At 70.6% G+C, this 24,869-nt stretch carries 22 protein-coding genes; 11 read left to right on the plus strand and 11 right to left on the minus strand.

What is annotated here, in order from left to right; translation table 11 throughout:
- The first annotated feature begins 55 nt into the window (after nucleotides 1-55).
- Complete coding sequence (locus B9G49_RS06995; RefSeq protein WP_086215882.1) at nucleotides 56-2,767, plus strand: PAS domain S-box protein; 2,712 nt, start codon at nucleotides 56-58, stop codon at nucleotides 2,765-2,767.
- 41 nt (nucleotides 2,768-2,808) lie between these two features.
- Here the strand turns inward: B9G49_RS06995 and B9G49_RS07000 are convergent, their stop codons facing one another.
- Nucleotides 2,809-3,576, minus strand: a complete 768-nt coding sequence (locus tag B9G49_RS07000; RefSeq protein WP_049929632.1) for a VOC family protein — start codon at nucleotides 3,574-3,576, stop codon at nucleotides 2,809-2,811.
- A gap of 178 nt (nucleotides 3,577-3,754) precedes the next feature.
- Here B9G49_RS07000 and B9G49_RS16515 point away from each other — a divergent pair, with 178 nt between their 5' ends.
- The 4 genes from B9G49_RS16515 (at nucleotide 3,755) to B9G49_RS07015 (ending at nucleotide 7,907) form a co-directional block, all read left to right on the plus strand.
- Nucleotides 3,755-3,925, plus strand: a complete 171-nt coding sequence (locus B9G49_RS16515; RefSeq protein ID WP_158093602.1) for a hypothetical protein — start codon at nucleotides 3,755-3,757, stop codon at nucleotides 3,923-3,925.
- 98 nt (nucleotides 3,926-4,023) lie between these two features.
- On the plus strand, nucleotides 4,024-5,802 hold the full coding sequence (locus B9G49_RS07005; RefSeq protein ID WP_086215883.1) for a histidine kinase N-terminal 7TM domain-containing protein: 1,779 nt from the start codon (nucleotides 4,024-4,026) through the stop codon (nucleotides 5,800-5,802).
- A gap of 30 nt (nucleotides 5,803-5,832) precedes the next feature.
- Nucleotides 5,833-6,273, plus strand: coding sequence for an EamA family transporter (locus B9G49_RS07010; RefSeq protein ID WP_049929634.1), 441 nt, complete (start codon nucleotides 5,833-5,835; stop codon nucleotides 6,271-6,273).
- Nucleotides 6,274-6,371: 98 nt separating this feature from the next.
- The gene (locus B9G49_RS07015; protein WP_086215884.1) at nucleotides 6,372-7,907 is read left to right on the plus strand and encodes an MATE family efflux transporter; all 1,536 of its coding nucleotides are present in this window, start codon (nucleotides 6,372-6,374) and stop codon (nucleotides 7,905-7,907) included.
- Nucleotides 7,908-7,956: 49 nt separating this feature from the next.
- Here the strand turns inward: B9G49_RS07015 and B9G49_RS07020 are convergent, their stop codons facing one another.
- Complete coding sequence (locus B9G49_RS07020; RefSeq protein ID WP_129452380.1) at nucleotides 7,957-8,364, minus strand: DUF6069 family protein; 408 nt, start codon at nucleotides 8,362-8,364, stop codon at nucleotides 7,957-7,959.
- 295 nt (nucleotides 8,365-8,659) lie between these two features.
- Here B9G49_RS07020 and B9G49_RS07025 point away from each other — a divergent pair, with 295 nt between their 5' ends.
- Entirely contained in the window at nucleotides 8,660-8,953 is a 294-nt protein-coding gene (locus tag B9G49_RS07025) for a hypothetical protein (protein WP_086215886.1), read from the plus strand.
- Between the two features lie 140 nt (nucleotides 8,954-9,093).
- Here the strand turns inward: B9G49_RS07025 and arcS are convergent, their stop codons facing one another.
- A complete protein-coding gene (arcS, locus tag B9G49_RS07030; protein ID WP_086215887.1) occupies nucleotides 9,094-10,926 on the minus strand; it encodes an archaeosine synthase subunit alpha in 1,833 nt (610 codons plus the stop codon).
- 130 nt (nucleotides 10,927-11,056) lie between these two features.
- On the opposite strand from arcS, the gene B9G49_RS07035 reads away from it, so the two are divergent.
- Together B9G49_RS07035 and B9G49_RS07040 are read left to right on the plus strand one after the other, a co-directional pair.
- Entirely contained in the window at nucleotides 11,057-11,560 is a 504-nt protein-coding gene (locus tag B9G49_RS07035; protein ID WP_086215888.1) for a pyridoxamine 5'-phosphate oxidase, read from the plus strand.
- An 82-nt stretch (nucleotides 11,561-11,642) separates the two neighbouring features.
- Nucleotides 11,643-12,923 (plus strand): amidohydrolase, encoded by a 1,281-nt coding sequence (locus B9G49_RS07040; protein ID WP_086215889.1) that lies wholly within the window; start codon nucleotides 11,643-11,645, stop codon nucleotides 12,921-12,923.
- 30 nt (nucleotides 12,924-12,953) lie between these two features.
- Here B9G49_RS07040 and B9G49_RS07045 read toward each other — a convergent pair whose 3' ends face one another.
- Both B9G49_RS07045 and B9G49_RS07050 read right to left on the minus strand, forming a co-directional pair.
- Nucleotides 12,954-13,403, minus strand: a complete 450-nt coding sequence (locus B9G49_RS07045; protein WP_049929641.1) for a Rieske 2Fe-2S domain-containing protein — start codon at nucleotides 13,401-13,403, stop codon at nucleotides 12,954-12,956.
- A 4-nt stretch (nucleotides 13,404-13,407) separates the two neighbouring features.
- Nucleotides 13,408-14,778: a geranylgeranyl reductase family protein gene (locus B9G49_RS07050; RefSeq protein WP_086215890.1), complete on the minus strand. Its 1,371-nt coding sequence runs from the start codon at nucleotides 14,776-14,778 to the stop codon at nucleotides 13,408-13,410.
- A 156-nt stretch (nucleotides 14,779-14,934) separates the two neighbouring features.
- On the opposite strand from B9G49_RS07050, the gene fer reads away from it, so the two are divergent.
- Nucleotides 14,935-15,723, plus strand: coding sequence for a ferredoxin Fer (gene fer / locus B9G49_RS17220; protein ID WP_086215891.1), 789 nt, complete (start codon nucleotides 14,935-14,937; stop codon nucleotides 15,721-15,723).
- 35 nt (nucleotides 15,724-15,758) lie between these two features.
- Here the strand turns inward: fer and B9G49_RS07060 are convergent, their stop codons facing one another.
- The 5 genes from B9G49_RS07060 to B9G49_RS07080 all read right to left on the minus strand — a co-directional run bounded on the left by B9G49_RS07060 (nucleotide 15,759) and on the right by B9G49_RS07080 (nucleotide 22,720).
- Nucleotides 15,759-16,805 carry an ABC transporter permease gene (locus B9G49_RS07060; protein WP_086215892.1) on the minus strand — a complete coding sequence of 349 codons (1,047 nt, stop codon included), beginning with the start codon at nucleotides 16,803-16,805 and terminating at the stop codon, nucleotides 15,759-15,761.
- Nucleotides 16,798-18,114 carry an ABC transporter permease gene (locus tag B9G49_RS07065; RefSeq protein WP_049929645.1) on the minus strand — a complete coding sequence of 439 codons (1,317 nt, stop codon included), beginning with the start codon at nucleotides 18,112-18,114 and terminating at the stop codon, nucleotides 16,798-16,800. Before B9G49_RS07065 ends, B9G49_RS07060 begins: the two co-directional genes overlap by 8 nt.
- A complete protein-coding gene (locus B9G49_RS07070) occupies nucleotides 18,111-19,721 on the minus strand; it encodes an ABC transporter ATP-binding protein (RefSeq protein WP_086215893.1) in 1,611 nt (536 codons plus the stop codon). Before B9G49_RS07070 ends, B9G49_RS07065 begins: the two co-directional genes overlap by 4 nt.
- A 159-nt stretch (nucleotides 19,722-19,880) precedes the next feature.
- Entirely contained in the window at nucleotides 19,881-20,966 is a 1,086-nt protein-coding gene (locus B9G49_RS07075) for a BMP family protein (protein WP_086215894.1), read from the minus strand.
- 215 nt (nucleotides 20,967-21,181) lie between these two features.
- Nucleotides 21,182-22,720, minus strand: a complete 1,539-nt coding sequence (locus B9G49_RS07080; RefSeq protein WP_086215895.1) for a phosphomannomutase — start codon at nucleotides 22,718-22,720, stop codon at nucleotides 21,182-21,184.
- 115 nt (nucleotides 22,721-22,835) lie between these two features.
- On the opposite strand from B9G49_RS07080, the gene B9G49_RS07085 reads away from it, so the two are divergent.
- Nucleotides 22,836-23,114 carry an acylphosphatase gene (locus B9G49_RS07085; RefSeq protein ID WP_049929649.1) on the plus strand — a complete coding sequence of 93 codons (279 nt, stop codon included), beginning with the start codon at nucleotides 22,836-22,838 and terminating at the stop codon, nucleotides 23,112-23,114.
- Nucleotides 23,115-23,140: 26 nt separating this feature from the next.
- Here the strand turns inward: B9G49_RS07085 and B9G49_RS07090 are convergent, their stop codons facing one another.
- Entirely contained in the window at nucleotides 23,141-23,614 is a 474-nt protein-coding gene (locus tag B9G49_RS07090) for a hypothetical protein (protein WP_086215896.1), read from the minus strand.
- A gap of 128 nt (nucleotides 23,615-23,742) precedes the next feature.
- On the opposite strand from B9G49_RS07090, the gene B9G49_RS07095 reads away from it, so the two are divergent.
- Nucleotides 23,743-24,645: a hypothetical protein gene (locus B9G49_RS07095; protein WP_086215897.1), complete on the plus strand. Its 903-nt coding sequence runs from the start codon at nucleotides 23,743-23,745 to the stop codon at nucleotides 24,643-24,645.
- The last annotated feature ends 224 nt before the right edge of the window (nucleotides 24,646-24,869 follow it).

Genomic DNA, 24,869 nt, shown 5'->3' on the forward strand with positions numbered 1-24,869 from the left:
GCTCGACGCCTGCGGGGCAAAACCGTTATACCCGAATGGTAAGTAATCCGAGTGTATGACCGACCGCATCCCGGTCCTGCTCGTCGACGACGACCCGGACCTGCGTGCGGTCGTCGCGTCGTTCTTACGGGAGGAGCGAGACCGGATCGCGGTCGAGACGGCGCCCGACGCGGCCGCCGGACTCGAGACGCTGTCGGAGCGCGACGTGGAGTGTATCGTCTCCGACTACGAGTTGTCCGGTCGAGACGGCCTCGATCTCCTCGACGAGGTCCGTGAGCGCGACCCGGACCTTCCCTTCATCCTGTTCACCGGAGGGGGGAGCGAGGCGGTCGCGAGCGAGGCGATATCCGCGGGCGTCACCGACTACATGCGGAAGTCCGGCGACACGGAGCAGTGCGAGCGGCTGGCGGACCGGATCGTCGAGGCCGTCGAGCAGCGGCGGGCCGAGCGGGAGGCCGAGCAGGCCGTCGGACAGTTCCGCGCGGTCGCAAAAGGGGCGTCGGACGCGATCCTGTCGGTCGACACCGACGGCGTGATCCGGTTCGCGAACGCCGCCGTCGAGCCGATGTTCGGGTACGAACCGGCCGATCTGGAGGGTGAACCGCTCACGACGCTGATACCGGAACGACACCGCGACGACCACCTCGAGGCGGTCGATCGGTATCTCGCCGACGGCGAGCGGAGCGTCGACTGGTCAGACGTCCGGTTCAACGCGCTCCACCGCGACGGCCACGAGGTCCCCGTCTCCATCTCGTACGGTGAGTTCACCGCGGACGGCGAGCGGCGGTTCGTCGGCGTGGTCCGCGACGACAGCGAGCGCGAGCGACACCGGGCGTTCATCGAACACGCCGGCGACGTGGTCACGGTGCTGTCGAGCGACTGGCGATTCCGGTACCTGAGTCCGTCGTGCGAAAGCGTGATCGGCTACGCGCCGTCGGACCTCCTCGGCGAGCGGGCGCTGGAGTACATCCACCCGGAGGATCGAGATGCCGTGAGTGAGGCGCTCGGCGCGCTCGAGGGCGACGGGGACCCCCCGACCGCCGAGTACCGGTTCCGAACGACCGACGGCGGCTACCGCTGGCTCGAGTCCGTCGGCAGCGACCGGATCGAGACGGACGGCATCGAGGGGTACGTCGTCACCACGCGCGACATCTCCGAGCGGAAGGAGCGCGAGCGGACGCTCGCGAGCCTCCGGGAGTGGACGCGGGAGCTCAACTACACGCGAACCACCGACGAGGCGGCCGAGCTGGCGGTCGAGGCGGTCGACGACCTGATCGACGCCGGGTTGAGCGGGATTCACCTGCTCTCGGAGGACGGCGAGAGCCTCCAGCCGGCCGCGCTCGGCGACTCTGTGCCGATGCTGTTCGAGGAGCAGCCGTCGTACGACCGCGACGCGCCGGCAGGATCGCGCGCGGCGCTGGCGTGGGGCGCCTTCCGCGGCGAGGGGTCGGTCGTCATCGACGAGCTCTCGTCGTCCGATCGGTTGGACGAGCCCTCGCCGGCGGAGAGCCTCGTGTTGGGCCCGATCGGCGACCACGGGCTGTTCGTCGTCTCCTCCCCGGACCCGCACGAGTTCACCGACACCGACGTCCTCGTGGCGGAGATCCTCACCGACCACCTCGAAGCGGCGCTCGACCGGATCGAGCGCGAGAGCCGCGTCGAGCGCCTCCACGGCGCCACGCGGACGCTCGTCCGCGCGGAGTCGCGGGAAGCGATCGCCGAGCAGGCCGTCGCGGCCGCCACCGACGTCCTGGAGTTCTCGATCGTTACCGTCCGGCTCTACGACGAGGCGGCCGGCGGGCTGGTCCCGGTCGCCGTCTCCGACCGCGCGACGGAGGTGTTGCCCGAGCGGGAGACGTTCACGCCGGACGGCGGGAGCCTCAACTGGGCGGCGTTCGAGGCGGGCGAGCTCCGGAAGTTCGACGACATCCGGACGACCGACGCGCTCGACGTCGACACGCCGCTCCGGAGCCTGCTCATCGTTCCGATCGGCGAGTTCGGGACGATATCGATCGGCGAGACGGAGCCGGGCATGCTCGGCAGCGTCGACGAGTACCTCGCCGGAATCCTGGCGACCGCGGCCGAGACGGCGTTCCAGGCCGAGGCGCGCACCCGTCGCCTCGCGGATCGGACTGCGGAGTTGGAGCGGCAGAACGACCGACTAGAGGAGTTCGCCGGGGTCGTGTCACACGACCTCCGGAACCCGCTCGAAGTCGCGCGGGGCCGGACCGAACTCGCGCGCGAGGAGTGTGACAGCGAACACCTGGCGGCGGTCGAGCGCGCCCACGACCGGATGACCGCGCTGATCGACGACCTCCTCACGCTCGCGCGCGAGGGCAACCCTGTGACCGACGCCGAGCCGGTCGACATCGCACGGGTCGTCGGCGCCTGCTGGCGGACCGTCGACACCAGCGACGCGACGCTGCGCACCGAAGTCGAGGGGACGGTGGTCGCGGACGAGGGGCGACTCAAACAGCTGTTAGAGAACCTGATCCGGAACGCGATAGAACACGGCGGCGAGGACCTGACCGTCACGGTCGGATCGCTGCCGGACGGTTTCTACGTGGCCGACGACGGCCCGGGGATCGACCCGGACCTGCGCGGGACGGTGTTCGACGCCGGCTACTCCACATCGCAGTCGGGGACCGGATTCGGGTTGCGGATCGTCGAGCAGGTGGCCGACGCGCACGGCTGGTCGGTGCGGGCCGTCGAGAGCGAGGCCGGGGGGGCGCGCTTCGAGATCACCGGGGTCGAGTCGGCAGACTGACGGCGACCGCGGAGGAGAAACGGAGTCGGACGGCGGCGGACTCAGTCTCGCGTGACCAGTTCGACCTCGTGGCCGTCCTGGTCCTTCGTGAACGCGTAGTTGTGGTCACAGGAGGCGGGGTCGCGGTAGTCGGGGGCCTCGCGGGTCATCAGCGCGTCCCACGCGTCGTCGAGGTCGTCGACGCGGACCGCGACGTGGCCCCACGCGTCGCCCATCGTGTACTCCCGGCCGTCGTAGTTGTAGGTGAGTTCGAGCTTCATCGCCTCCTCCGGCGCGTCCTCGGGCGCCACGAAGTAGTTCGAGAAGGTGTCGGCCTCCCAGCGGCCGGGGTACTCGGTGTACTCGAACTTGCGGGTCCAGTAGCCGAGCGCCTCGTCGGCGTCCTCGACGCGGACCATCGTGTGGTCGATGCTCCACTTCGCGCCGTGGTCGCGCTTGACGATCTCGATCTCGTGGCCGTCCGGGTCCTTCACGAACGCGTAGCGGTTCCCGCAGGACTCGGGGTCGCGGTAGTCGTCGACGCCCTCCGACATCAGCTGGTCGTACGACTCCTGGAGCGCGTCCTCGGGGACGCGAACCGCGATGTGACCCCACGCGTCGCCGAGCTCGTAGCTCCGGCCGTCGTGGTTGTACGTGAGTTCGAGGAGCGCGCCGTCCTCGTGAACGTCCTCGGGACCGAGGAAGACGTTGGTGAAGGTGTCGGCCTCCCAGCGGCCCTTCTCCTCGTAGTTCAGGTGGGTCTGGTACCAGTCGAGGCTCTCCTCTAAGTCCTCGACGCGGATCATCACGTGATCGAAGGTTCCGTCCATACGCGAGTTATCGGCCGCTCGTGTCAAAAGCGTACTGAACCCCGAAGGTACCCGCGTCGTTCGACCGAGCCCGCTGATACCGCGAGCGCTCGCGTTTTGTTAACGCCTCACGGCGTGGGTGAGTGTAGATCGATACCCCACGACGCACGTCCGTCGCCGACCTGCGGCGGACGTCTCCATGGCAAACGAACCGATCAGGCCGTCGACGCCAGACGGCACGGCAGCGCAGTCTCGTCCGCGCGCAACCACCCCCGCCGCGGGGTCCCTCGGACGGGTCGCCGCGTTCGACGCGGGCGCGCTGTTCACCGCGTTCGTCGCCGGCGTCGCGCTCCTCGCGCTCGGCGGGTGAGGCGGCGCCCACCGGTAGGTTCGGCCGGGTGACGCCGGAATTTTCAATCAGGTGAACCGACCCGATGAGTTATAAATCCGATCTGTGTAAAAAACGGCATGGCCGCGTTGAGCCCACTCTCCGTCGCTCTCCTCGTCGCCGTGACGGTCGGTCTGGCGGCGGCGATCCTCGCGTGGCGGGAGCGGCCGGAGCCGGGCGCGACGTGGCTCGCGGTGTTGCTCGCCGGGCAGGTCTGGTGGGCGACGTTCCTCGTCTTCGAACTGGAGGCGACCACGCTGCCGGCGAAGGCGCTGTGGTACGACGTCCAGTGGGTCGGCGTCGTGGCCATCCCGGTCGGCTGGCTCTTCTTCGCGCTGGCGTACACCGGCTACGACCGCTACGTGACGCCGTTCTCCGTTGCGCTGGTGTCGGTCGTGCCCGTCGCCACCGTCGCGGTCGCCGCCGCGGACGACCCGGAGAACCTCCTCACGGTCGGTCGATTCGTGCGCGAGACCGCGGTCGGAACGTTCCTCGACGTCGTCCCCGGTCCGCTGTACTACGTCATCGCGGGGTACACCTACCTCCTCGGCGCCGTCGGTTCGGTCCCACTTGTCCAGCTGATCCGCGACGACGCGCGCCCGTTCCGCGGGCAGAGCGCGGCGCTGCTCGTCGGGACCGCGGCGCCGTGGGCCGGGAGCGTCGCCTACCTCTCCGGCGCGATTCCGATCCCGGGGCTCGATCCGACCCCGCTGGTGTTCGTGATCTCGGGGGTGGCGTATCTCCTCGCGCTGTCGCGGTTCCGACTGCTGACGCTCGCGCCCGCGCCGCGCCGCCGCGCGCGCCAGGTCGTCTTCGAGCAGCTCCACGACCCCGTCTTCGTCGTCGGCACCGAGGGGCTCGTCGTCGACCTGAACGAGAGCGCGGCCGAGACGTTCGGCGTCGACCGGCGCGCGGCGATCGGCGAGCCCGCCGACGCGGTCGTCCCGAAGTACGAGACGGTCAGCGAGCCAGACGGCGCCGAGGGTGACGCGCCGCGAGCGGTCCCGATCGTCGGCCGCGACGGGCGGCGACCGTACGAGGCGACTGTCAGGGACGTGACCGACGACCACGACCGCACCACCGCCCGAGTGATAACCTTCCACGACGTCGGCGCGTACCTCGGCCAACAGCAGCGGCTCAACGTGCTCAACCGCGTGTTCCGTCACGACGTGCGGACGGAGACCAACCTCATTCAGGGGTACGCCGCGCGGCTCCGGACCGACCCGACGGACGAACGCGCGCTCTCGGTCATCGAGGAGAGCGCCGGGCGGATGCTCGAACTCAGCGAGCGCACCCGGACCGCCGGCGAGCTGTTCGCCCCGACCGAGGAGTCCGGGTCGGCGCCGCTACCGGACGTGGTCGACGAGGCCGTCGCCGACGCGCGGGAGATCGATCCCGACGCGCGGATCGAGGTCGGAACGGTGCCGTCCGTCTCGGTGTCGGTGGTGCTGCGGGTCGTCTTGGAGAACCTCTGTTCGAACGCGGTCCGACACAACGACGCGGACGAGCCGTGGGCCCGGATCGACGCCCTCGTCGAGGACGGCTGGGTCGAGGTCACCGTCGCGGACGACGGTCCCGGCATCGACCCCGCGGAGTACGACGTGTTGGACCGCGGCACCGAGACGCCGCTGCGCCACGGGAGCGGGATCGGCCTGTGGATCGTCAAGTGGGGCGTCGACCACCTCGGCGGCCGGATATCGTTCGCGGAGCGCGAGCCGAGGGGGACGGCGGTGACGGTCTGCGTCCCGGTTCACGACCGGGGCGGTTCGGACGCCGACCGCGAAGGCGACGTTCCCGACGACTCGCGGTCGGCCGACGAGTCGGCCCCGCTGGGGCCGCCGCCGAACGCGGGTCGATAGGCACTTGCCTCCGGGCGGTGACCCCGTGGTATGGACGCTACGGCCACGACCTACCTCCCGTACGCGCTGCTCGCCATGGGTGCGTACGCGCTCGTCTCGCCGCTGATGCGCGTCGCCACGACCGGTCCGAACGCGATCCCGAGCGACGTCGCCGTCGTCGTCTCGAACACGCTGCTCGTCGCCATGGCGCTCGGCGTGATCGCGTACACCGGACAGGAGTTCACCGGCCACCTCGCCTCGCCGAAGCTGGCGCACGTGCTCGCCGCGGGCGTGTTCCTCGGTATCGGGATCCTCGCACTGTACCGTTCGCTCTCCGCGGGTCCGGTGAGCGTCGTGACGCCCATCTTCGCGATGTTCCTCGTCTTCTCGTCGGTGATCGGCTTCCTCTTCCTCGGTGAGTCGTTCACGGCTCGGAAGGGGCTCGGGATCGTCTTCGCCGCCGCGGCCGTCTACCTCGTCTCGGGCGCCTGATCGGGCGACGGCTCGGCCCGCGACCCCCGCTCGATCCGGAACCGCCTGCCGCGTGACGAAACTCCTTTAGCCGCCAGCGGAAAAGGCGGGCATCTGCCGTGTCTCGCCTTCCGAACTCCCTCCGCGAGCTGATCTCTCGGCTGCCGAACCCCTTCCGCGCGCTGATCCTCTACATCGGCTTCGCCCTCGCGAGGGCCGGGCTGATCGACCGTCACCGCGTGGTGCGGACCACCGACCTCGCGTGGCCCCGGATCGTCACCGGGATCGCCCGGATGTCGAAGAACGCGGTCGACGTCGCGATGGTCGGCGTCGCGGTCGGCACGAGCGCCGTCGCCGGCGTCGGCTTCGCGGGGCCCTACTGGGGGCTCGCGTTCGCGTTCGGCGGCGGCGTCGCCGGCGGCACGATCGCCTTGGTCTCCCAGCGGTACAGCGCCGAGGCGTTCGGCGAACTGGGGGACGCGGTGCGCTCCAGCGTCCTCCTCGCGGTGGCGATCACGCTGCCGGTCAGCGCGGCGTTCTGGCTGTTCGCCCCCGCGCTCATCGACGTGTTGAGCAGCAACGAGGCGGCGATAGCCTACGGCGCGGACTACCTCCGCGTCGTCGGCCTCGGCGTCCCGTTCGCCGCGCTCAACCTCGTCGGGAGCCGCATCCTCGTCGGCTGCGACGACGCCTACACCGCGATGCAGGTCCGGGCCGGCGGCGCGGTCGCGAACATCGCCCTCAGCGCGCTGTTCATCTTCGGGTTCGGCTGGGGCGTCGAGGGGGCCGCGGTCGGCACCGTCCTCTCGAACGTGCTCGCGGTCGGCGGCTTCACCGTCGGCCTCGTGCGCGGGAGCGCCCCCCTCATCGGCGAGTTCCCGGTCGCGATCGACCCGACCGGCTCGTACCTGAACCCCGGCATGCTCCGCGACCTCGTCGAGATCGGCGTCCCGGTCGGGGCGCGCAACCTCGTGTGGACGGCCGCCGAGTTCCCGATGCTCGCCATCCTCGACGTGTTCGGGGAAAACACCGTGGCCGCGTTCGTCATCGCCCGCCGCATCTGGGGGATCATGAACACGCCCGGCTGGGGGTTCGGCCTCGCCTCCTCCAGCCTCGTCGGGCAGGAGCTCGGCGTCGAACGCCCGGACGAAGCGGAGGCGTACGCCCGCGACATCATCCGCTTCTCGGTGGCGACGTACGCCGTCTCCGCGGTACTGATCGCCGTCTTCGCCACCGACATCGTCTCGCTGTTCGCCGAGTCGCCCGACAGCCCGGAGATACCGATCGCCGTCAACCTCGTGTACGCGGCCTGCGCCGCGGTGATCTTCCAAGGCGTCTCCGGCGGGGCGGCCGGCCCCCTCGACGCCGCCGGCGACACGAAGATCCCCTTCGCGAGCCAGTTCCTCGGGATGTTCTGCGTGTCGATCCCGCTCGCGTACGTCGGCGCACACGACGCGACACCCGCGATCGAGCTTCCGCTCGTCGGCCTCACGGTCCCCGAGGTGGCGCTCCCGGCGATCGGGCTGTGGGGACTCTACTTCGCGTTCATGGCCGAGACGACGATCCCCGCCGCGATCAACTACCTCCGGTTCCGGTCGGGGAAGTGGAAGAAGATCAGCGAGGCGTACCGACCCGAGGCGACCGCCGACGACTGAGGAGTGCGGGTTCGGCCGGCCTCGCGAAGGTGTAAACTCCGGAAGCTGGCTAACGCCCGAACGGAGTGTTCGGGAGCGCGATCATCGCGGTGATCGCCGGCGGGACGTGAAGCGCCATCAGCGCGACGGCCTCGCTCGTCGTCACGCCCTCGACGGCGACGAGCAGGCCGACATCGGGGACGAACGACAGGACGAGCGCGGCGACGGCGACGCGGACGAACGTCCGGTCCGGCGTCGCGGAGAAACGCGTGAGCGCCCCGTAGATAACGGCCGCACCGATCGTTCCCAACAGCGTCCAGACGACGATCGGGGGGTACCGGAAGAACTCCGTCGACGCCACGAGACCCCCGGTCAACGCGATCCACCCGAGAGCGAGATTGACGGCGACCCCGATCAGGAACGTCCCGGCCCCGCGGACGGCGAGCGTCCGAGCGGCTATCGGATTCCGTGCGGTCATGCCGACCTTCCGTCCGGGGACGGCCCGACGCGCGACGGGGTGTCGGCTCCGAGCGGCGAGTCTGTCGGGCGCTGCTTCGCGGTCGCAGCGACGGCGGTTCCACCACATCGGTCCGCCGCCTCAGCGTCTCTCGTCATAGGTCGTATACAGGCGCCCCACGGATAAACATAGTGTTGTAAATAGTTCACAATATATACGGAGGAAGTAGCTGGAAATGCGCATCTAAAGAAAACTGACGTGGTGGTATTGCGTGTTAGGGGCAATAGTTATCCGGCGGCGAGACGTACTACCGTGTATGAAAGGCTGTGAGAAAGGCCGTCTATTCGGGTCCGCAATGATACTCGTCCAAGGGGTCGTCACCGCGCTCTTCCCGCGGGCGAGCGTCAGGCTCAGCAAAAAGATGATCGGGAAGAACTTCCACAACGCGTCGGAGCTCGAAGCGAAGCCGGCGTACCTCCGGCAGCTCCGTGCGATCGGCGTCGGTATGATCGCCGCGGGCGGGACGGGGTTGCTCCTCGAAGACTCCGAGGAATTGGAAACCGAACTGTCCGAACTCGGCGGCGCGGAGGGATCCGAGGCCGACGAGTGAAGCGCTCGCAACGCCGATAGTTCGGGGGGCTTCTCGCGGAGCGCTCCCGAGTCGTAGCGGGCCGACATCGAAACGGGCTCCGGGTCCGGCGCGACAACTGAAGGCGATCGTCCGCCGAGGAGTTCACCGGAGCCGTCCAGTTACTTCTCCTCTCCGTGCCGCACCTCGACGGCGACGCCGCGGGTCGATCCCGCCATTTCTGGGCCAGACATCGCCGCGCGGCCCACCGCGAACGCCTTCGGCCCCTCGATGACGACCTCGTCGCCGACCCGAATATCGTCGTCCGCGTCGACGACGCCCGGCGCGAGCACGGAGCCACGCGGGACGAACTGATCGATCTCCACCCGCTTCGTCGGCGCGTCGCTCTCGACCCAGCGGCGCGCGCCGGCGAGGGTGAACGAGAGCGTGCCGTACTGCGGGACCATCGTCGCGAGCTGTTCGCCCGGCTCGCCCTCGCGGCCGGCGTCGGGCTCGTCGCCCCACACCTGGAGCTTGGGGTAGCGGCCGGTCGTGCGGACGTCGGCCTCGCCGCCGTATCGGTCGCCTCCGCCGCTCGCGCCGAGACCGCCGAACAGGTCGTCGCCCGCGCCGTCGCCGAGCAGGTAATCGGCGATGGCGCGAACCGTGTTGTGCTCGCGCTCCCGCTTGCTGTACGCCGGCTCGCCCTGGAGGGCGGCGTTCAGTTCGCCGAGCGACTCGTCGGTCGTCGGGTGGTCGACGCAGGTATACTCGAAGTCGGCGTCGATCGCGGGGTCGCTCTCCACGCGCTCGCAGATCTCGCGGTACCCGTCCTCGGGGACGTGCGCGACGACGCGCGAGTAGTCGTTGCGTTCGAGATACCGCCGGAGGACCTCCGCGACGAACTCGATCTCGTCTTCGCTCCAGTCGCCCGTGACGACCGAGTCGTAGTGTTGAGCGGGGTAGGTCGTCTCCAGCTCCTGGGGGACAACGCCGATAGGGGAGGTAATCGAGACGGTGTGGCCGCGCCACTTGATCGCGTCGTGGAACTGGCGGTGACTCTGGGAGTCGCTGTACGGCTTCGTCGCCGAGCAGGGGACCAACACGAGCGGCTGGTCGGTGAACCGGTTCCGGTAGCGGCTCGTGACGCGGTCGGCGAACCGACGGATCTCGACGCGGTCGAGCGTCTCCGCCGCCGCCGCCGTCACCTCCGCGTCGCGCATGAGCGGCGTCCGCTCCTCCAAGTACCCCCACTGGTCGTCGAACTCGCGGAACGCGGCCGTGAGCCACCCCTCGTGGCGGGCCTGCGCCTCGATGTAATCGCGCAGGCGGCCGCTCCGGATCCGCTCGCGGACCCGCCGAAGCTCGGCCCGCAGCGCGTTGGCGTTGTGGTCGGCGCAGTCGTCCCGGGTGAACTCGCTCCGGGGTTTCGCGCAGGCCGGGCAGGCGCAGGGGAGCTCCTCCAAGTCTTCGAGGAAGTGTTCCGCGTCGGCGGTGAGGTACATCCCCTGCGTCCCCTTCGTCCGGGCGCGCGTCGCGTCGACGAGGTCGGCGCCGGCGTACGCGAGGAGCGCGACGTTCCGCGGGGTCGCGACGCCGGAGAGGCCGAGCGCGGCGTCCGGCGGCAGCGCCGACTTCGCGCGGAGGATCGCGTCCCGGAACGCCTCGCCGTGGCCGACGAACCCCTGCGCGTCCGAGAGCAGGTACGCGTCGGCGCCGAGGTCGCGGGCGCTCCGACTGTCGACGACCGCGGCCGAGGGGAACGCGACGCCGGGGTGGTCGACCGCGAACGACTCGCGCACCTCGTCGCGGGTCCCCGCGGGGAACGCCCTGTGGGGAAGCACCGTCAGCGCGGTCTCGTCGCCGTCTGGGACCTCGCGGTCACCGGCCCAAAGACTTCCGGCGTCGTCGAGGAACGGGTCCGCCAGCGCCGGCGTGGACACGGGCTCGGCGAGGCGGACCTCCCCGAGCCGGGCGGCGCCGTCGCGCTCGTGGACCTCGAAGTAGTCGGTCATACCACCTCTCGCGGGGGGACCGTCAATTCTCTTGTGTTCCGGAGCCGCCGGGCTCCGAGTGGTTCGGCCGTCGACCTCGATGGAGTCCGGGCGGCGCAACTGTTAGGCGGGGCGCGGGCGTGGGATCGGTATGGACCCGACCGGCCCGTGGGACCGCGACCGCGTCGACGAGTTCCTCGCCGCCGCGTCCGTCCCTGTCCGCCTCGGCTGCCGTACCCCGGGCGACCGTCCGTGGATCGTCTCGCTGTGGTTCGCGTGGGACCCGGACGGGGGGAGCGCCGACGGTGGAGACGACGGCGACGGCGCGGCGCGGCCGCCCGGCGCGATCCGCTGTGCGACGAGCACGAACGCCGATCTGGTCGAGTTCGTCGACCACGACGACAGCGTCTCTTTCGACGTGTCGACGAACGACCCGCCGTACAAGGGGGTCCGCGGCCGCGGCCGGGCGACGGTCCGACCCGACGATGGGAAGCGGCTCCTGCGGTCGCTCCTAACGAAGTACCTCGGCGGCACGGACAACCCGACCGCCGACCGGCTCCTGCGATCCGAGCGCGAGGAGGTCGAGATCCGGATCGAACCGGAGCGGATCCACGCGTGGGACTACTCTGAGCGGATGGGGACGGCCGAGGAGTGAGCCGCCCGCGGTCGGCTCCGATGCGGTCCCCGTCGCTCTCCGGCAGCCGACGTTTTAACCTGTCCCCGGGCCACCCACGGGTATGAGCGTTCTCGAAGACGACGAGTACCGCGCGTTCCGCCGCGACCTCCACCGCCACCCCGAGCCCGCGTGGCGCGAGTTCTACACCACCGCCCGCATCGTCGAGGCCCTCCGCGAGCGGGACCTGACGGAGCTCCACGTCGGCCCGGACGCGCTGGCGACCGACGAGCGACTGAACGTCCCCGACGACGAGGAGCTTTCGGAGTGGGAGGAGCAGGCGCGCGAGGCGGGCGCTGACCCGGATATCCTCGACCGGCTCTCGGGCGGCTACACCGGCTGCGTCGCGGTCGTCGAGCGCGGCGACGGCCCCGTGATCGGCCTGCGGGTCGACATCGACGCGCTCCCGATCACGGAGTCTGAGTCGGCCGAGCACGTCCCGACCGCCGAGGGGTTCCGCTCCGAGCACGAGGGGTTCATGCACGCCTGCGGCCACGACGCCCACGCGACGATGGGGCTCGGCGCGCTCGACGCCGTCCTCGACTCCGACTTCTCCGGCACGCTCAAGGTGTTCTTCCAGCCGGGCGAGGAGCAGGTCGCCGGCGGGAAGCCGATGGCCGAGTCGGGCCACCTCGACAACGTCGACTACCTCTACGCGGTCCACGTCGGCCTCGATCACCCGTCCGGCGAGGTCGTCTGCGGCGTCGAGGGATTCCTCGCGGTGCGGCACTTGCTCGCGGAGTTCTCCGGCGAGCCCGCGCACGCCGGCGCGCGCCCCGAGCAGGGTCGGAACTCGGTTCAGGCGATGGCGGCGGCGGTCCAGAACCTCTACGCCATCCCGCGGCACGCCGACGGCCCCACGCGCGTGAACGCTGGGCTCGTCGGCGGCGGCACCGCGACGAACATCATCCCCGAGGAGTCGCACATCGAGGGCGAGCTCCGCGGACAGACGACGGAGCTCGCCGAGTACATGTCCGACCACGCCGACCGCATCCTCGACTCCGCCGCGGCGATGCACGACTGCGAGGTCGAGGTGTCGACGCTCGGCGAGGCGCCCAGCGCGACGAGCGACGACGCGCTCGCCGCCCTCGTCCGGGAGTCCGCGGGCGATGTCGAGGGCGTGACGAACATCGTCGACAGCGACGAGCTCGGCGGCTCCGAAGACGCCACGTACCTGATGAACCGCGTCCAAGATCAGGGCGGGCTCGCCTGCTACCTCGGCGTCGGCACCGACCACCCGGGCGGGCACCACACCACCGACTTCGACGTGGTCGAGGACGACCTGTCGCTCGGCATCGACGTGATCGCCGGCGCGATCCGGCGAGTCGCGGAGGCGCAGCCGTAGATGTCGCCGGTCCGCCGAATCTCGCCCCGTTCAGAAGGTGAGGTGCGAGCTCGACGACGGCCCCGCGCCGTCGTCGTCGTCCTCGTCCGGCAACCCCTCGCGGAGGTAGCTGAGGTCGTCGTCGGTCAGGAACACCGCGCCGTCGCGGACGGTCACGTCCACCGATCGGAGCGTCGTGCCCGCCGCCTCGCCGTTGTCGCAACCGCCGTCGCACGCGTCGAACGCCGAGCCGTGCTTCGGGCAGACGACGGAGCCGCCGCGGGTGACGGCGCCCACCGCCTCGCGGTGAAGCCGCTGGTCCTCGTGGGTACAGCGGTTGATCCACGCGCGCACCGGCGGGTCCTCGTCGTCGCGCTCATCCGACTCGTCCGCGCACGGCACGAGGAACACCTCGCGGTCCTCGTCGCCCTCACGAGCCGTGAACGCCCACGAGCCCTGCTCGCGCACCGTCTCGACGGTAGTGAGCCGGTAGCCGCTCACGGCCTCAGTACTTCGCGTCGGCGCCGGTCGTCTCGTAGACGCGGTCCATGATGTCGTCGCGCTGGCGGGTCCAGTTCGCCATCGCGGCGGGGCTCGTCGGGTACTCCTCGTAGTGGCCGATCAGCTCGTCCGCCAGCGACTTCGTCTGGTAGAAGTTCCGGATCGTCCCCCAGTAGCCGAACGACTTGACCGCGGCCTTCAGCTTCAGCCCGAAGGACATCGAGGTCGACCCCTCGTACAGCGCCTCCGCGAGCTTCTCGCCCGGCAGCGACGCGAGCAGCCCCATGAGGTTGTCCACGTCGACCGAAGTCGCGAGGACGTTGTACACGTCGAGGCCGGCGTACCGGCCGCCGAAGTGGTCCATCACGCGGGCGTTGTACCGCCAGAGGTTCTCCTCGCTCACGTCGTCGTCCGAGACGGCCTTCACGGCCTGCTCGCCGGCGTACTTGCCCGCGTACGCCGCGCCGGCGATTCCCCCTCCGGTCGTCGGGTTCACGTGACCCGCCGCGTCGCCGACCGCCATGTACCCCGGCGCGACCGCCGAGTCGTAGGGGCGTCGGGTGGGCAGGGCGGCGCCCAGTTTGTCGCGGACCTCCGCGCCCTCGAACTCGGGGCGGTCGCGGAGGTCCTGCTTCAGCGACTCGACGAGCTTCATCGGCTCCTCCGTCATCTGGAAGCCGAGGCCGGCGTTGATCTCCGTCGCGGTCCGCGGGAAGTACCAGAGGTAGCCCGCCGCGCGGTCGGTCGCCTTGAACACCAGCGCGTCGTCCCACTCCACCGGCTCCGGCACGTCGACGATCTCGCGGTACGCCGAGCAGAACTGCGAGTACCGGACGTTCGTGTCGAAGGTCGTCTCCTCGAAGTCCGCCTTGTCTTGGAGCAGCGAGAGCGACCCGGCACCGTCGATCACGACATCCGCCTCGTACGTCCGCGGGTCGCCCTTCCGCACCGCGTGGATACCGGTGACGCGCCCGCTCTCGTCTTGTCTCACGTCGTTGATGACGGTGTCGTAGTGGAAGTCGACGCCCGCGTCCTCGGCCCCGGAGATGAGCTGGCGGCCGTACTCCCAGCGATCGATGACGGCGAGCTCGCCGGGGACGGGGATCTCAAGGACCGTGTCCTCCTGCGGGATCTCGAAGCGACCGTGGTCGACGCCGGTGTTCGTGAACGCGGGTTCGAGTCGGTCCTTCGGGATCGCTTCGGGGAAGGCGTCGGCGCCCTTCAGGGCGTCGCCGCAGGCGATGTGGCCGGCCTCCTCGGCGTCCTTCCGCTCCACGATGACGACGTCGAGCCCCTCGTTCGCGATCGTCGCGGCGGCGTAGCAGCCGGCGGTCCCGGCCCCCGCCACGACGACGTCGTACTCGTCGATATCCATTACCGGACCGTGTCGTGCGCCGGGCAAAACTCTTTGCTCCCGTTTCGGTCGGCCGCGCGCCGACGAATTTCGCGATGGCCGGGGCGCGCCGGGGCGCGTCCGGAGCCTAACTGTTCAGGCTCGTCGTTTAACGGCCTCGAAACGAACGATACGGACATGGGGCAACTCGAACGGGTCGACGCCGACCGGCTCCGGGCGTGGCTCTCGGAGGTCCGGTCGGCGGAGGCGACCGCGGCGCTGATGACCGCCGTCGCGTACGACCGAGGTATCGGCACGGCCGAACTCGCTTCGTGGTACGACCGCTCCGAGGAGTGGGTCGAGGAGACGATCACGGCCCTCGACTCGCCGGGGCTCGTCTCGACGGTCGCCCGGCTCGAAGGAGTCGACATCGGGGCGGTCGCCGCGGAGTCGAACCTCGCGCCCGCGACGGTCCGCGACTGGTTCGACGACCTCGGCGACGAGCCGGCCGACGTGGTTCGGCGGTACGCGGAGGGGTCGGTCGAACCGGTCCGCACCGGCTCGCCGTCCACCGTCTATCACCTCGACCGCGACGCGCTGACCGAGCACGGCTGGTCGCTGGACGATGAGGACCTCTTCGAGAAGGCCGCGGACGCCGACCTCGACCTCCCGGAGTACGGCCGCTTCCTCGTCGAGCCCGGCGAGTCGATCCTGGAAGCGGCGGAGCGCGGCGGCCGGTCGTGGCCGTACGCCTGCCGCGGCGGCGCCTGCTCCAACTGCGCCGTGGTCGTGGTGAAGGGCGACGTGGCGATGCCGGGGCAGTCGATCCTCTCCGACGAGCAGATCCGCGGGGCGAACGCCCGCCTCTCCTGCGTCGGCGTCCCGATCACCGACGAGGTCAAGATCGTCACGGGGATCGGCGACACCGAGGCGTTCGCCGACCTGCGACTGCCCTCGCCGACCGAGGAGACCGAGGCGTCGGACTGACCGTCCGGACCCGGGAGGTCGTCAGCGGGCGCGAGCTACTCCTCGGTCTCGTAGTGTTCGCCCGCGGCCTCGGGGATCTGCGTCCGGCCGACCAGCGTGAGGACGACGATCACGACGACGTACGGGATGGTCTGGACCAGCGTGTCCGGGATCGCGTACCCGAGCTGCTGGAGCCGGATCTGTATCGCGTCGAGGCCGGCGAACAGCGCGCCCGCGCCGAGCGTCCCGAGCGGATTGTAGTTGCCGAACAGGTACGCGACGATGGCGATGAACCCCTTGCCCTGGACCATCGTCTCGCCGGAGCCGACGAACTGCCCGATGGACAGCGCCAGCGCCGAGCCGCCCACTCCGGAGAGGACGCCCGAGAGCAGCACCCCGGCGTAGCGCACCTTCGAGACGGAGACGCCGACCGTGTCGAGCGCCTTCGGGTTCTCGCCCGCCGCGCGGAGGTGTTTGCCGAACGCGGTCTTGTTCAACAGCCACCACGAGCCGGCGGTCGCGAAAACCACCATCGTCGCCGAGTACTGCCACCCGACGCTCACGCCGAGGTTCGGCGTGTTGACGCCGCCGAAGAACACGGTCGACAGGAACGGCGCGAGCCCCAACGCGATGAGCCAGACGGCCAGCCCGGCGATGATCTGGTCCGCCTTGAACTCGATACAGACCACCGCGAACACCGCCGACAGGAACGTCGACGCCGCGATGCCGGCGAGGAACGCGATCGCGAGCGCCGGGACGCCGAGGACGGCGTTGCCCACGCCGACGACCGACGCGGCGTACACCGACACGAACGCCGAGATGATGAGGAGCCCCTCTAGGCCAATGTTGATGACGCCGGACTTCTCGGCGAAGATGCCGCCGAGTCCGGCGAGCACGATGGGCGCCGCGAGCCGCGCCGTCGACGTGGCGGTACTCGTCGAGAAGACGATGCCCGCGAGGTCGCCCGCCACGGAGTCGGGGAACGCGAGCCCGGACACGCCGAGCAGCGCGAGCACTCCGACGGTGCCGGCGATAAGCGAACGGACGTACCCCGACTCGCTCGCGCCTTCGAGGAGCGACGCCGGCGAGAGCGGGTTACGCATCGGCTTCACCCCCGTCGCCGCCGGCGGAGGCATCTGACTCCGCCGACGCCGCGCCGCCCGGGCCGCCCGCGGTCCCCCCGACGCCGGTGTATCGACCGATCATCCGGAAGAACTCCGGCATCGCGACGAACAGGATGATGAGCCCGCGCAGCACGGCGACGAGCTCCGTGGGAACGTCGGTCCGGAAGCCGATCTCCAAGGCGCCGCCCTTCAGGACCCCGAAGAGGAACGCCGCCGGCAGCACGCCGATCGGGTTGTTCCCGGCCAGGATCGAGACGGTGATCCCGTCGAAGCCGAGGTCCGGGATCGAGGCCATCCACCGCCCCTCGGACATCAGCACCCACACCGCGCCGCCGATACCGCCGAGCGCGCCGGACAACGTCATCGCCCGCACGGTCGTGAGCTTCGCGTTCACACCGCCGTACTCGGCCGCGGCCGCCTGGACGCCACTCGTCCGGAGGTCGTACCCGAGCGACGTGTGCTCGACGAAGTAGTAGAGCGCGCCGATGAAGGCGATGCCCCCTGCCAGCGCGAGCAGCGCGAAGTCGGTGGACGGGGGGAACAGCACCGACGGGAACTGCGCGTATTCTGGGACGTAGCGGGTGGCGACCACCGAGGAGCCCTCGGCGCGGAACACCTCCAACACGAGCACGTACGCGACGTTCGCGGCGACGAAGTTGAGCATGATCGTCGTGATCACCTCGTTGGCGTCGGCGTACGCCTTGAGCGCGCCGGGTATCGCGCCCCAGAGTCCGCCGCCGACCGCGCCCGCCGCGGTCCCGACGACGATCAGCACGGCACCGGCGACCGGGCCGGCCGGGAGCAGGGGCGCGAGCGCGAGGACCGAGAGGGCGGTCGAGAGCGCCCCGACGACGAGCTGCCCCTGCGTGCCGATGTTGAACAGGCCGGCGCGGAAGGCGACGGCGACGGAGAGCCCGGTGAAGATCAGGAGCGTCGTCTCCGAGAGCGTCAGACCGAACGAGAGGTTGAACGGCGTCCACGCGGGGTTGAACAGCCCGGGGTCGCCGACGGCGAACGGGTACCCGAGCGCGCCGTTGAACAGCACGACGTACACCTCGATCGGGTCGTAACAGAAGCCGATCCCGGTGAGCGGCATCGTCCACGCCGCGGTCGAACACTGCGCGATCCGGCCGGAGACGAGCACGAGCGCGAAGCCGACGACGATCGAGAGGAGGATCGCGGCGACGCTGATGACGAGCCGCTCGGCGACGCTCCGGTCGACGAACGGGGCGACCACGCGGGCGAGGAGGGACTCCGTACGGTCCCCGTCGGGCGCCGAATCGCTCACGCGTCCACCCCCTCGTCGTCGGCCGCCCCGCCGTCGACCTCGTCCGGCGCGCCGCCGGCGTCGTGGATCGCCGCCCGTTCGACCGAGTCGTCGTCGAGCGACTCGCCCGCCATCAGCAGCCCGATTTCCTCTTCGGTCACGGTCGCGGGGTCGACGACCCCGGTGAACTCTCCTTCGTGAATCACCGCGAGCCGGTCGGAGAGCCCCTGTACCTCGTCGAGCTTCGAGGAGACGAGCAGGACCGCCTTCCCCTCGGCGCGCAGTTCGAGCAGCCGGTCGTGGAGGAACTCCGTGGAGCCGATGTCGACGCCGCGGGTGGGGTGGGCGGCGACGACCAGCTCAGGGTCGCGCTCGAACTCCCGCCCGACGATGAACTTCTGCTGGTTCCCTCCCGACAGCGACTCGGCCTCCACGTCGGCGTCCGGCGGGCGGACGTCGTACTGCTCGATGACGGACTCGGCGTGGTCCTGCGCCGCGCCCCAGTCGAGCCGTCCGCCGCGCGCGAACGGCGGGTCGTGTTGGCTCCCTAGAACCCCGTTTTCGGTGAGGTCGTATGACATCACCAGGCCGCGCTCCTGTCGGTCCTCGGGGATGAACGCCATCCCGCGGTCGATCCGGTCACGGCGGGTCTGCCCGACCATCGACTCGCCGCGGTAGCGGATCTCCCCGGACGCCGTCTCGCGCAGACCCGTGATCGCCTCGGCGAGCTGTGACTGTCCGTTGCCGTCGACGCCCGCGATCCCCAGGATCTCCCCGCCCCGGAGCTCGAATGACAGGTTCGAGACCGCCTCGACGCCCCGGTCGTCCTCGACGCACAGGTCGGTCACCTCCAGCACGCGCTCGCCCGTCTCTCGGGGCGACGTGGCGGGGTCCATCAGCACCTCCCGGCCGACCATCATCTCCGCGAGCTCCTCGCGCGTCACGTCGGCCGCGGCGACGGTGCCCACGTTGACCCCGTCGCGGAGGACGGTGATGTCGTCGGCCGCCGACAGCGCCTCGCCGAGCTTGTGCGAGATGAAGATGATCGTCTTCCCCTGTTCGGTGAGCTCTTCGAAGACGCCGTACAGCTCCTCGACCTCCTGCGGCGTCAGCACCGCGGTCGGCTCGTCCATGATGAGCACCTCGGCGCCGCGGTACAGCGCCTTCAGGATCTCGACGCGCTGCTGCTCTCCGACCGAGATGTCCGCGATCGTCGCGTCCGGGTCCACGTCGAAGCCGTACCGCTCGCTCAGTTCGACGACGGCCTCCCGCGCCGCCTCCCTGTCGACGCGGAGTCCGCCCCAAGTCGTCGGCTCGTTGCCTAAGACGACGTTCTCCCACACCGTCATCGGGTCGACGAGCATGAAGTGTTGGTGGATCATGCCGACGCCCGCGTCGATCGCGTCCCGCGGCGAGTCGAACGACCGCGGCTCGCCGTCGAGCCGGACGGTCCCCTCGGTCGGCCGGTAGAGACCGTACAGGACGTTCATCAGCGTGGTCTTGCCGGCCCCGTTCTCGCCGAGGAGGGCGTGGACGCTCCCGCGCTCCACCGCGAGATCGACGTCGTCGTTCGCGACGACCCCGGGGAATCGCTTCGTGATACCGTCCAAGTGGACCGCCGGGTTCATTCACCCGTAACTCCGCGCCGGAGCCTAAAAGCGCCCGGATTCCGAGCTACTGCGCCCGGTCCTGTTCGTCGTCCGACCGGAACGAGGGACACTCCGTCGCCCGACCGGAGCAAAAAAATTCCGCCAGCGGGGTTCGGCTTCGAGTCGGCGGCGCCGCGTTCAGTTGCTCGTCGTCTCCGGGACCTCGATGTTCCCGGCGATGATCTCGTCGCGCGCGTCGGCCACGGCGGTCGCGATCTCGTCTGGGACCTGGTCGCCGATCTCCTGCCCGTAGACGCACTCGACGCCGTTGGACTCCAAGCCGAGCGCGGTGGTCGACCCGCCCTGGTGATTGTCGTCGATGACGTTCGAGATCGACTCGTAGACCGCGGTGTCGACGCGTTTCACCATCGACGCCAGGATGACGTCCGAGAACGACTCGTTGGAGACCGACTGGTCCTGGTCGACGCCGAAGGCGAACCGCCCCTCCTCCTGTGCGGCTTGGAACACGCCGACGCCCGTCGCGCCCGAGGCGTGGTAGACGACGTCCGCGCCGCTCTGGTACATCGACAGCGCCGCCTCCTGCCCGCCGGTGGGGTCGGCGTAGCTGCCGACGTAGCTCGTGGTGACGTCGACGTCGTCGGTCGCGTAGTCGACGCCGGCCTCGAACCCGGCCTGGAACCGGCGGATGACGGGGCTGTCGACGCCGCCGACGAACCCGACGGTCGTCGAGTCCGGGTCCGTCTCGCCGGCGCCGGCCGAGAACTCGGTCTCGGTCAGGCGGCCGGCGAGCACGCCCATCAGGAACGAGCCCTCGTGCTCGCGGAACAGGTAGTTCGCGACGTTCGGTTCGTCGACGACGGTGTCGACGATCATGAAGTCCTGGTCGGGGTACTCGGGCGCGGTCTGCGAGAGCGAGTCGCCCTGATTGAACCCGATCGTACAGACCAGGTCGTAGGCCGGGTCGGTCGAGCCGGCGTACTGCTGCTGGAACTGCTCGAACTCGCCGGCGCCGTCGGGCTCCGACTCGTCGTACGCGATGCCGAACTCCTCTTCCGCCTGGAAGATCCCCTGCTGGGCCGCGTCGTTGAACGAGTTGTCCCCCAGTCCGCCGTCGGAATAGACGATGCCGATCCGCGCCGGCACGTCGCCGTCGCCCCCGTCGCCCCCGTCACCGCTCGGGCCGCCGCTACACCCGGCGAGGCCGACGAGGCCCGCTGCGCTTGCCGCCTTGATGAACCGCCGCCGATCGAAGTCGGATGCCATCTCACTCGTACCCCCGTCGGAACGCGGCATAAATTCGTCGTTCTCGCGGTGTCGAGGTGGCACGTTCGTGGAGAGAAGCGGCCCGATTCCGGGGTATCAGTCGCCCGATCGCCGCCGTCTGATCCACGAACCCGAATCTCTCACGGTTCCGAACGGGGTGACGCGGGGTCGCCGACGCGTCCGCGACGGGGCGTCGGCGGTCGGACCGGCCGGCCCTACGCGTCCGCGACCGCGTCCTCGACCACGGCTTCGACCTCGGCGACGAGGGCGTCGACATCGTCGCTCTCGGCGTACACGCGGACGTACGGCTCGGTGCCGGAGGGCCGAACCAGCGTCCACGAGGCGTCGTCGAACTCCAGGCGGACGCCGTGGTCGGTGTCCACCGCGGCGTCGGGGAATGCGTCCGGCAACGCCGTCGCCAACCGGTCCATCGCCGGCTCCTTCGCGTCGTCGGGACAGGCCACGCTCACCTTTCGGTACGGGCGCTCGGTCACCGGGCCGCGGAGCGCGTTGAGCCCCTCGTCGGCGACGAGGCGCGCGAGCACCGCCGCGGAGGTCACGCCGTCGATCCAGCCGCCGAACGCGACGTGGATGTGCTTCCACGGTTCGGCCGCGAAGACGACGCGCGTGTCAGCGCCCACCTCTCCTGCGGCGCCCGCCTCGCCGACCGTGCCGGCCTCGCCGAGGGCGCCGGCCGCGCTGGCGTCCTCCCGGACCGCGGCGATCCCCTCGTGGAGCGCGCCGAGCCGGACGCGCTCGACGCGCCCGCCGGCGTCGCGGACGCGTTCGTCGATCCGACCGGAGGCGTTCGGCGTCGTCACGACGACGGGGTCAGCGGCGTCGCTCGCGCGGGTGTACCGCTCCGCGAGCACCGCGAGCACCGTGTCCTCGTGGACGACCTCGCCGTCCGCGTCGACGATCACGATCCGGTCGGCGTCGCCGTCGTGACCGATACCGAAGGCGAACCCCTCGGTCTCGTCCGCGTCGCCGTCGCCTCCCGCTCCCCTCCCGTCGTCGGCCGGCCGTCCGGGGTCCTCGACGCCCTCGTTGGCGTCGGCGACGAACGCGCGCAGGTCGGCGAGCGTCTCCGGGGTCGGCTTGCTCCCGCGGCCGGGGAAGTGGCCGTCGACGTTCCCGTTGAGCGTGACCACGTCGGCGCCGAGTTCGCGGAGGACGGTCGGCGTCGCGGGCGCGCTCATCCCGTTTCCGCAGTCGACCGCGACCCGGAGCCCGTCGAGGGGCGCGCCGAACCCCGCGGCGTACTCGCGGACGGCGGCGAGGTAGTCGCCGAGCGGGTCGGTTCGAGTCGGCTCGGTCCACTCGTCCCACGGAGCGACCGGCTCCTCGTCGGCGACCCGCGACTCGACGGCGCGCTCCGCGTCGCGGTCGAACTCCGTCCCGTCGCGGAACAGCTTGATCCCGTTGTCCGTCGGCGGATTGTGGGACGCGGTGAGCATCACGCCGTAGCGCCCCCGCGAGGCGTACGCGAGCGCCGGGGTCGGGAGCTGCCCGGCGCGGCGGACGGCGACGCCGCCGGCGGAGAGACCGGCCTCCATCGCGGCCGCGAGCGCCGGGCCGGTCACCCGCCCGTCGCGGGCGAGGACGACCGTCGGCTCGGGCGTCGACGCGGCGGTCGAATCGTCGGTACGCGATCGGATCTCGGCGCCCACGGCCCGCCCGACGGCGAGCGCGAGCGACGGGGTGACGCGGTCCTCGACGCCGCCGCGGATCCCGGCGGTTCCGAACAGGTCCATGTCGCCTACGTCGGCGCGCGGGAGTTAGTAGGCGTCGGTTGCGGGCGCGGGTCGGTCGGCGGCCGGTCGGTCGCGGGCGGGTCGTTTAACAGGCAGCGCGCCGCACCACCGACCGATGACCGACCGCGTTCGAGCGCACGTGTTCGTCTCGGGCCGCGTCCAAGGCGTCTACTACCGGGCGAGCACCCGCGACGCCGCCCGCGAGAAGGGCGTCGACGGCTGGGTGCGGAACCTCGACGACGGCCGGGTCGAGGCCGTCTTCGAGGGTCCGGAGGGAGCCGTTCGCGACATGGTGGCGTGGTGTGAGACCGGGAGCCGGGCCGCCGAGGTCGGCGACGTGGACGCCGAGTACGGCGCGCCGGAGGGGGAAGACGGGTTCGAGGTCAGGCGGTGAGCGGGCGTCGGCGCCGCCCGACCGTCTCAGTCGTCGCGCGCCAGCGCGGCGGCGTCGCCGGGGGGCTCCCGGACGCCGAGCTCCTCTAACGCGCGCAACACCACGATCGCCTCGACCACGTCGCGCTCCTCTGTGTAGGGATCGTCGACCGCGTCGAGCGTCGCCTCGGCCTCGGATGCCAGTCGCGTCTCCAGTTCCGTCTGGTCCGTCTCGGCCTTCGTCGCCGACAGCAGCGCCTCGTGGTCCTCGCGGAGGTCGAGGGAGACGTGCGCCGCGTTACACCGCGAGAGCGGGTGCGCGTCCATCTCGACGGCGAGGTCGCTCACGAGGTCCCAGTCGTCGGCGCAGAAGCGGAGCGTCACGGTGCCGACCACGTCGCGCCACGCGATCGGCTCGCCGTTCTCCATGAGCCGGAGCGCCCGCGGCGGCACGGCGATCCGGGTGTGGGTGTCGTCCCGGCCGCACAGGCAACAGGGAGTGTTCTTCAGTCCGGCGTACACGGCGTCACGTACGCGCCGGAGAATGGTGTGCGTTTCGGCGGGCAAGCACCTTCCGCCCGCGCCGGGAGCGCCGTCGCCGAATCGAGGTCACACAAAACACATACGCCGTCGGAGGATCGGAACAGGTGATGAATCGCCCGTCACCCGAACTCCTCGCGGCCCTCTGCCTGTTCGTCGTCGGAGTCGGGGTCGTCACCGGCGCTGTCGCGGGCGCGACGAACCCGGCCCCGGTTACGTACTCGGTAGATCGAACGGACAGCGAAGTCCACCGCTACGCGGACCTCTCCGGGGCGGCGCGGGACGTCGTCGACGCCGGCTCTGATCGCGGTGAAGCCTCCGTCAAGGCTGCCGGCGATCGCGACGAGGTCGCCGTCGACGACCTCCCGTCCGAGTTCCGGTCGGGGGCTTGGAACTTCGTCAGGGACGGCGGCGAACTGGCGTGTTTCTTCCCGACGGACGACGCCGACTCCGGAGACGTCAGCGTCGCGTTCGCCGACTGCGAGGGGTTCGCCTTCGAATACGAGGACCTCTCCGAACGGGGACAGCGCTTCTTCACGGTGGCGGCGGACTCCGACGACGGCAGCGTCTCGATCTCGAAACCGGTTCCCTCGGGATTGGACGTCGCTCCGGGAGACACCGAGATCGACATCGAGGAGGCTCCCGAGGAGGGAGGCCTGTACTACGTGTTCGCGGACGAGCGCGTCTACGAGTTCACGCTCTACGGACCGGGTCCGCTCGGCGGGTTCGGCGCGCTCATCTACGCCGCCTTCGTGATCGCTCTCGGCCTCGCCCTCATCGCCGGCAGCGCCTACGGCTATCGGGTCTCGGCGGTCCACGCGCCGGCGGCCGCGGCGGTCGGTGCGAGCGTGTACCTCGTGCCGCCGCTCGTGGAGGCCGCCGGGCTGCTCAGGTGGTCGATACGACTCGACGGGTACACCCCATGGGGGGTCCCGCTCGTGATCGCTCTCGCGGTGGGCGGGGTAGCGTACATCATCCCGGACCTGTACGCGTTCGCGCGAAAGTACGTGTGAGAGCGACGCAGCGGCTGCGCGACGCGGCGGCACGATTTACAGACCGATGAGCCTGCCAGCGCCGCTCATCGATTTGTGAGGCGGTGGCGCGTGCCTCCGAGCGTCCAACGGACGCGAGGAGCACGCGCGAGGGAGTCGGCGGGCCGGAGCGAAGCGGAGGCCGGCCGACGAGGCTGGGGAGGTGTGAGGCTGCGGTGCTGTACGGGGCGGGACTCAAAGGGGCA

This window comes from Halorubrum sp. SD683 (assembly GCF_002135045.1).
GTDB lineage: Archaea > Halobacteriota > Halobacteria > Halobacteriales > Haloferacaceae > Halorubrum > Halorubrum ezzemoulense.

Coding starts and splice junctions, on each gene's coding strand:
- B9G49_RS06995 (WP_086215882.1), top strand. CDS start 56: ATGACCGACCGCATCCCGGTCCTGCTCGTCGACGACGACCCGGACCTG.
- B9G49_RS07000 (WP_049929632.1), bottom strand. CDS start 3,576: ATGGACGGAACCTTCGATCACGTGATGATCCGCGTCGAGGACTTAGAG.
- B9G49_RS16515 (WP_158093602.1), top strand. CDS start 3,755: ATGGCAAACGAACCGATCAGGCCGTCGACGCCAGACGGCACGGCAGCG.
- B9G49_RS07005 (WP_086215883.1), top strand. CDS start 4,024: ATGGCCGCGTTGAGCCCACTCTCCGTCGCTCTCCTCGTCGCCGTGACG.
- B9G49_RS07010 (WP_049929634.1), top strand. CDS start 5,833: ATGGACGCTACGGCCACGACCTACCTCCCGTACGCGCTGCTCGCCATG.
- B9G49_RS07020 (WP_129452380.1), bottom strand. CDS start 8,364: ATGACCGCACGGAATCCGATAGCCGCTCGGACGCTCGCCGTCCGCGGG.
- B9G49_RS07025 (WP_086215886.1), top strand. CDS start 8,660: ATGAAAGGCTGTGAGAAAGGCCGTCTATTCGGGTCCGCAATGATACTC.
- arcS (WP_086215887.1), bottom strand. CDS start 10,926: ATGACCGACTACTTCGAGGTCCACGAGCGCGACGGCGCCGCCCGGCTC.
- B9G49_RS07035 (WP_086215888.1), top strand. CDS start 11,057: ATGGACCCGACCGGCCCGTGGGACCGCGACCGCGTCGACGAGTTCCTC.
- B9G49_RS07040 (WP_086215889.1), top strand. CDS start 11,643: ATGAGCGTTCTCGAAGACGACGAGTACCGCGCGTTCCGCCGCGACCTC.
- B9G49_RS07050 (WP_086215890.1), bottom strand. CDS start 14,778: ATGGATATCGACGAGTACGACGTCGTCGTGGCGGGGGCCGGGACCGCC.
- fer (WP_086215891.1), top strand. CDS start 14,935: ATGGGGCAACTCGAACGGGTCGACGCCGACCGGCTCCGGGCGTGGCTC.
- B9G49_RS07060 (WP_086215892.1), bottom strand. CDS start 16,805: ATGCGTAACCCGCTCTCGCCGGCGTCGCTCCTCGAAGGCGCGAGCGAG.
- B9G49_RS07070 (WP_086215893.1), bottom strand. CDS start 19,721: ATGAACCCGGCGGTCCACTTGGACGGTATCACGAAGCGATTCCCCGGG.
- B9G49_RS07075 (WP_086215894.1), bottom strand. CDS start 20,966: ATGGCATCCGACTTCGATCGGCGGCGGTTCATCAAGGCGGCAAGCGCA.
- B9G49_RS07080 (WP_086215895.1), bottom strand. CDS start 22,720: ATGGACCTGTTCGGAACCGCCGGGATCCGCGGCGGCGTCGAGGACCGC.
- B9G49_RS07085 (WP_049929649.1), top strand. CDS start 22,836: ATGACCGACCGCGTTCGAGCGCACGTGTTCGTCTCGGGCCGCGTCCAA.
- B9G49_RS07095 (WP_086215897.1), top strand. CDS start 23,743: ATGAATCGCCCGTCACCCGAACTCCTCGCGGCCCTCTGCCTGTTCGTC.